This is a genomic window from Micromonospora sp. NPDC050495 (genome assembly GCF_040655175.1).
Classification (GTDB): Bacteria; Actinomycetota; Actinomycetes; order Mycobacteriales; family Micromonosporaceae; genus Micromonospora.
Map to the genome: position 1 here is coordinate 136051 of NZ_JBFAJK010000014.1, position 7209 is coordinate 143259.

Here is a 7209-nt window from a genome sequence, read left to right on the forward strand (position 1 = left end):
GACCCGCCCCGATCAGGGCCCGGGAGTCTGGAAGTGCGGTCGGGGCTCGCCGGCGGCGGTGGGCAGGCGGGTGACCGGCGGGAGCACCAGCGCGACGAAGGCCAGGATGCCGATCACCGTGAAGGGCAGCGTGTAGCTCTTGCCGCTGGCGTCGTAGAGCAGCGCGGTCAACAGTGGACCCACCACGCCGCCGATGCTCCACGCCACGATCATCGCCCCGTAGATGGCGCCGGCGTTCGGGGTGCCGAAGTAGTCGGCGGCGGTCGCCGGCATGGTGCCGAAGCCGCCACCGTAGGCCAGGTAGACCAGCGCCGCGAGGACGGCGAAGAGCCAGAACGCGGACGCGTGCGGCAGGATCAGGAAGCAGACGCCCTGCAGGGCGAGCATGCCGATGAACGCCGGCATCCGGCCGACCCGGTCGGACAGCCACGCCCAGGCCACCCGCCCGCCGCCGTTGAACAGGCCGAGGACGCCGACCAGGCCGGCGGCGGTCGCGGCACTCACCCCGGCGACCGCCTGGGCCGCGTCGGCGGCCTGCGAGATCAGCGCGATGCCGCAGGTCACGTTGAGGGTGAGGATCAGCGTGAGCAGGTACCACTGCCGGGTCCGCAGCGCCTCGCCGAACCGGTAGACCCGGGTGCCGGCGACGGCCCGGCCCCCGACCGCCGGGGTGTAGCCCGGTACCTGGTAGCCGGCCGGCGGGTCCCGGAAGAACGACGCCCCCAGCAGCACCGCCACCAGGTAGGCGATGCCCAGCGGCAGGAAGACGCTGGTCTTGTGGTCGGTGCCGTTCAGCAACGCCTTCGCCACCGGTGCGGTGATCACCGCGCCGAAGCCGAAGCCGGCCACCGCGATGCCGGTGATCAGGCCGCGCCGGTCGGGGAACCACTTGCTGAGCATGGCGATCGGGGTGATGTACGCGGCGCCGAGCCCGATGCCGCCCAGTACACCGTAGGTGAGCAGCAGCAGCCACAGCTGGTCGCCCGAGGACACCAGCGAGGCGAGCATGGTCCCCACGGCGTAGAGGATCCCGCCGCCCAGCGCCACCGGCCGTGGCCCCCGCCGGTCCTGGATGCGCCCGCCGATCAGGCTGCCGATGAAGATGGTCCCGATCGCCACCTCGAACGGCAGCACCACCTCGGCCTTGCTCCACCCGAACTCGGCCTGCAACGGCTTGTTGAACACGCTCCAGGCGTAGACGGCGCCCAACGCCAGCTGGACGAGCACGGCCGCGACCACGAGCCCCCAACGGCCCCGGGTCGGTGGTCGATTCCCCCGCGGGTTCGCGGCTGTTGTGGCCATGAGCGGTACCCCCGTCGGCTCATGGGCCCGGCGCCCCTCCCGGCTATCCCCCGCCGGAGCCGGCGCCCGACCCGCTGTGTGGATCCTGGCTGTCCCGTTCCCGCACCCGTTCCCGCTGCGGCACCACCGTGTACTTCGGGTCCCGCGCCGAGGCGACCCCGCCGTGGAAGATGCCGAACCGGGTGCAGACCGACGCGGCCAGCAGCGCGCCGCCGGCGAGGGCGGACAGCGCCCGGCTGCGCCGGCCGACCAGCGCGCCGGCCAGCCCGGCCGCGGTCAGCGTCCGGCCGGCGCGCAGCAGCCGGCCGGCGGTGCCGACGGCGTAGGGCTCGCTGAGCAGACCGAGCCGGTTCTCCACCCGGTGCGAACCCCACAGCTCCAGGGCCGCGCCCGCGACGGCCATCCGCCGCGCCGGGCCGGCCTCGGTGGTCGGCGCGGCGAGCAGTCCCACCCCGGCGCCGCTGGCCAGGGCGCTGCCGGCGAAGATGGCCGGCAGTTCCGGGTACGCCTCGTGCCACGACGGCACCGCCGTGTCGGCCAGCAGCACCCCGGTGTACGTGGCCAGGGCCGGCGCGGTCACCGCGGCGGCCAGCCCGGCGGCCCGCCCGGCCGGCGGCAGCAGCCGGCGGCCGAGCCCGAGCAGCCCCCGCTCGGGCAGCAGCGGGGCGGCCTCGGCGACCGCGGCGACGCCGGCGGCCGGCCCGAAGACGGTGAGGATCCAGGTGCCCACCGACATCGGCGAGGTCAGCTTCGCCACCCGCAGCATGTGGTGGAACCGGCTCGGCCGGCCGAGGTCGTGGATGAGGAAGTACGCGCTGGCGCTGACCGCCGCCAGGGCGGTGACCCGGCCGGCGCGGCGCAACACCGGCCGGCCGGTGAGCTGGCCGCCCGCCGCCAGCAGCGACGACCCGGCCGCCAGACCGCCGGTGAACAGGTACGCGGCGATGTCCCACCGCCACACCGGCGCCTTGAGGACCGGGCGGCCGTAGTACGAGGTGAACTCCGCCGGCGGCACGTTGACCTGCTCCCCGCCACCCCGGCCGCCCCGACGTCGGCGGGACGACCCGGCCGGCGGCACCTCCCGGCGTCGCCGCGGGGCGAGCCCGGCGTCGTCCCCGCCGGCGTCCGTGCGGGCCGCCCCCGCGCCGGTGCCGCCGGACGCGGTCGGTTCGATGTCCCCGGCGCCCGGTGGCCCGGCGTGCCGGCCCTGAGCGGCCAGGACCGGGCCGGCGGGCGAGGTCATCTTGGGACCGTGGCCGGCGTGCCGGCCCGGGCCGCCGAGCCGCTCCGGGCCCTCGGCGGCGAGCCGCTCCCGGAAGCGGCGGAACAGCTCACCCACCGGACGGTCCGGACTCACGACGACCTTCCCACGAACGCGGCGACGGCCGCCGCCGCCATGGCCAGCGCGGCCAGCCCGGCCCGCTTCCACATCTTCGGCAGGTCCCGGGTGGTCACCACCGGGTCCGGCGGCAGGCCGTACACCTCGGGCTCGTCGAGCAGCAGGAAGAACGCGCCGTCGCCGCCCACGCCGTCGGTCGGGTCGTGCCCGTACAGCCGGGCCTCCGGCACCCCCCGCTCGTGCAGCGCGGCGACCCGCTGCGCGGCGCGTTCCCGCAGCTCGTCCACCGGGCCGAACTGGATGGACTCGGTCGGGCAGGCCTGCGCGCAGGCGGGGGTCTGCCCGGCGCCGAGCCGGTCGTAGCAGAGCGTGCACTTCCACGCCCGGCCGTCGTCCTTGCGCTGGTCGATCACCCCGTACGGGCAGGCGGAGATGCAGTAGCCGCAGCCGTTGCAGATGTCCTCCTGCACCACCACCGTGCCGAACTCGGTGCGGAACAGCGAACCGGTCGGGCAGACGTCCAGGCAGGCGGCATGGGTGCAGTGCTTGCAGACGTCCGACATCATCAGCCAACGGAAGTCGGTGCGCGACTCCGGGCCGGTGCCCCGGCCGGGCGGCTGCGCTCCGGGCATGCCGAGGAACTCGGGGCCGGCGGCCATCCGCGCGGCGGCCGCCGGCTGACCGGTGGGCAGGCCGGGCGTCGTACCGGTGTCGGTCCCGGTCCCGGCGGCCACGGCGGCGCTCGCCGGGCTGACCGCCTCGCCGGTCGGGTTGCCCGCGAAGGGCGGGGTGCGGTGCCCGGCCGGGCGGGGCTGCTCGATGAAGGCGACGTGCCGCCACGAGTTGGCGGTCAGCGCGCCGGTGTTGTCGTAGGACATGCCGAGCAGGTCGAAGCCCGAGTCCGGGACGCCGTTCCACTCCTTGCAGGCGACCTCGCAGGCCTTGCAGCCGATGCAGACGCTGGTGTCGGTGAAGAAGCCCAGCCGCGGCGGGGCGTCGACCCAGCCGGCCTCCGGCGCCGGGTCGAGCGGGCCGGACAGGCTGTTGGCCTCGATCATCGGCCCTCCCGGTCGGGCGCGTCGGTGGTGACGATCGGCGGGCTGCCCCCGGTCAGCCCGGCCCGGCGCCGGTAGTCGTCCACCAGCTCCAGCAGGGCCGCCCCGGTCGGGCGGCGGCCGGGCCGGATGTCGCAGGTGCCGACCTTGCTCTCCTGGATCAGCACGTTCGGGTCCAGGGTGATGCCGAACAGGTCGTTGACCGAGTCGCCGGTGACGATGCCCTCCCGGCCGAAGTGGTACGGCAGCCACACCTGGTGCACCACCCGCCCGTCCAGGCGCAGCGGGGTGAGCCGGTCGGTGACCAGCACCCGCGCCTCGATCGCCGCCCGGCCGCTGATCAGGTGCGCCCAGCCCAGGTGGTCCAGGCCCACCTCGCCCGCCAGCTCCGGGGAGACCTCGACGAACATCTCCGGCTGGAGCTCGGCCAGCCGCGACACCATCCGGCTCATCCCGCCGGCCGTGTGGTGCTCGGTGAGCCGGCTGACCGTGAACACGTACGGGAAGACGTCGGTGTGCGACTGCGGCGGGCTCGGGTTGACCGAGTTCACCGGATGGTCGTAGACCTTGCGGGTCGGGTTGGCCTGCTGGCCGTACAGCGGGTTGCGGATCGGCGACTCGGCCGGCTCGTAGTGCGTCGGCAGCGGCCCGTCCTGCAGCCCGCTGGGCACGTACAGCCAGCCCTTACCGTCGCCCTGCATGATGAACGCGTCGTCGCCGGCCAGCCCCTGCACGCCGCTGGCCCCCTCCGGCGGCCGGTACGTGGGCGGCTTCGTCTTCTCGAAGTCCGGCACGTCGTAGCCGGTCCACTCGGCCCGGTCGGCGTCCCACCACACGTACTTCTTCCGCTCGCTCCACGGCCGGCCGTCGGGGTCGGCGGAGGCACGGTTGTAGAGGATGCGGCGGTTCGCTGGCCAGGCCCAGCCCCACTCGGCGGCCACCCAGTCCTGGTCGTGCCGGGACTTGCGCCGGGCGGCCTGGTTGACCCCGTCGGCGTACACGCCGGTGTAGATCCAGCAGCCGACCGCGGTGGAGCCGTCGTCCTTGGCCTCGGTGAACGCCGACAGCGGGCGGCCGGTGGCCACCTCGTACCCGTTGATCTCCTTCAGCACGGCCTCCGCGCTCGGCTCGGCGAACTCGCCGTGCGTGGGGTAGTCCCAGGCGAGGTCGAGCACCGCACGGTCCCGGTGCCGGTCCGAGGCGGCCAGCTTCTCCCGGATGATCCGCCCCAGGTGGAAGAAGAACCACAGCTCGGAGCGGGCGTCCGCCGGCGGGTCGAGCGCCTTCTCCCGCCACTGCAGCAGCCGCTGGGTCTGGGTGAAGGTGCCCTCCTTCTCCACGTGCGAGGCCGCCGGAATGAAGAAGACCTCGGTCCGGCACTCCTCCGGCACGATCTCGCCGGTCTCCACCTCGGGGCTGTTCTGCCAGAACGTCGCGCTCTCGATCATGAACAGGTCGCGGACGACCAGCCAGTCCAGGTTGGCCATGCCCAGCCGCTGCGCCTTGCCGTGCGCCGAACCGACCGCCGGGTTCTGGCCGAGCAGGAAGTAGCCCCTGACCTTGCCGTCGATCATGTTCAGCACCGTCTGGTACGTACCGTGGTCGCCGGTCATCCGGGGCAGGTAGCCGTAGCAGAAGTCGTTCTCCGGCGTCGCCGCGTCCCCCCAGTACGCCTTGAGCAGACTCGCCCCGAACGCCCGCGCGCCGGACCAGAAGCCCTTCTGCCCGGGGTGCCGGATGGCGTCCACCCAGTCGGTGAACGTCGTGTGGTGCGTGCAGTGCGGCATCGGCAGGTAGCCGGGCAGCAGGTTGAACAGCGTCGGGATGTCCGTGGAGCCCTGGATGCTGGCGTGCCCGCGCAGGGCCAGCACCCCGCCACCCGGCCGGCCCATGTTGCCCAGCAGCAACTGGATGATCGCGCCGGTGCGGATGTACTGCACGCCCACGCTGTGCTGGGTCCAGCCCACCGAGTAGATCAGCACCCCGGTGCGCTCCCGGCCGGAGTTCTCCGTCCAGGCGCGGGCCAGCTCGAGGAACTTCTCCCGCGGGATGCCGCAGGTCCGCTCCACCATCTCCGGGGTGTAGCGGGCGAAGTGCCGCTTGAGGAGCTGGTAGACGCAGCGCGGATGCTGCAACGTCTCGTCCCGCTGCACCTGAGCGCCGACCGGGATGCCGTGCGACTCGTGGCGCAGGCCCGCCGCCACGTCCCGCTCCTCGTGGGCGGCACGGTAGCCGGTGGTCTCCTCCTGGCCGGCGTACTGCCAGCTGCGCTGGTTGTACGCCTGCGTCCCCGGGTCGTAGCCGGAGAAGAAGCCGTCCAGGTCCTCGGTGTCGGCGAACTCCTCACTCACGATCGTCGCGGCATTGGTGTAGGCCAGCACGTACTCCCGGAAGTCCAGCTCGTTGTCCAGGATGTAGCGCACGATGCCGCCCAGCAGCGCGATGTCGGTGCCGGCCCGGATCGGCAGGTACGTGTCGGCGAGCGCGCTGGTGCGGGTGAACCGGGGGTCGACGTGGAAGACCTTGGCCCCCCGCAGCTTGGCCTCCATCACCCACTGGAAGCCCACCGGGTGGGCCTCGGCCATGTTCGAGCCCTGGATGATGACGACGTCAGCGTTGGCGACATCCTGCTGGAAGACCGTCGCGCCACCGCGACCGAAGCTGGTCCCCAGACCGGGGACGGTGGCGGAGTGTCAAATCCGCGCCTGGTTCTCGATCTGCAGTGCGCCGAGCGCCGTGAAGAGCTTCTTGATCAGGTAGTTCTCTTCGTTGTCCAGGGTCGCGCCGCCCAGGCTGGCGATGCCCAGGGTGCGGTTCAGCGGCCGCCCGTCCTCGTCGGCGTCCTCCCAGGTGGCCTCGCGGGCCGCGATCACCCGGTCGGCGATCATGTCCAGCGCCGTGTCGAGGTCGAGGTCCTCCCACTCGGTCGCGTACGGCCGGCGGTAGCGGACCGTGGTCTGCCGCAGCGGACTGGTGACCAGGTTCTTGCTGGCCGAGCCCTTCGGGCAGAGCCGGCCGCGGGAGATCGGGCTGTCCGGGTCGCCCTCGATCTGGGTGACCTGGCCGTCCTTGACGAAGACCCGCTGCCCGCAGCCCACCGCGCAGTACGGGCAGACCGAGCGGGCCATGTGGTCGGCGGTCTCGGTGCGCGCGGTCAGGGCCGCCGAGCGGGCCGACTGCGCCGCCGCGCCCCGGCCGAGCGGGTCGGTGCCGGTGAGCTGCCGGTAGACCGGCCACCCCTGGATGAAGGTCTTCACACCCATCCCGGAACACCCCCTCCCGGCTACGGAAGCTGACATTTGCACCCTAGGCCAGCGCCGGCCGGCCCGCGACCCGAGCGGCGATACCCGCCCCGAACCGGCGCGGCCGCCCGGGGTGGCGCGGCCCCGCAGGGCTGCTCCGCCGCCGAAACAGGCGCACAGCGGCACAGCCGAAACAGCGGCACAGCCGAAACAGCGGCACAGCCGAAACAGCGGCACAGCCGAAACAGCGGCACAGCCGAAACAGCGGCAC

The 7209-nt window shown here is 73.5% G+C and carries 4 protein-coding genes; all 4 read right to left on the bottom strand.

All coding sequences use genetic code 11. The features are described from left to right. Nucleotides 1–12: 12 nt before the first annotated feature. Nucleotides 13–1227, bottom strand: a complete 1215-nt coding sequence (locus AB0I11_RS16935) for an OFA family MFS transporter (RefSeq protein WP_357320448.1) — start codon at nt 1225–1227, stop codon at nt 13–15. A 118-nt stretch (nt 1228–1345) separates the two neighbouring features. Beyond that, on the bottom strand, nt 1346–2659 hold the full coding sequence (gene nrfD / locus AB0I11_RS16940) for an NrfD/PsrC family molybdoenzyme membrane anchor subunit (RefSeq protein ID WP_357320451.1): 1314 nt from the start codon (nt 2657–2659) through the stop codon (nt 1346–1348). After that, on the bottom strand, nt 2656–3699 hold the full coding sequence (locus tag AB0I11_RS16945) for a 4Fe-4S dicluster domain-containing protein (protein ID WP_357320454.1): 1044 nt from the start codon (nt 3697–3699) through the stop codon (nt 2656–2658). Before AB0I11_RS16945 ends, nrfD begins: the two co-directional genes overlap by 4 nt. Then, nucleotides 3696–6959, bottom strand: coding sequence for a formate dehydrogenase (gene fdh / locus AB0I11_RS16950; RefSeq protein ID WP_357320457.1), 3264 nt, complete (start codon nt 6957–6959; stop codon nt 3696–3698). Before fdh ends, AB0I11_RS16945 begins: the two co-directional genes overlap by 4 nt. Nucleotides 6960–7209 lie beyond the last annotated feature (250 nt).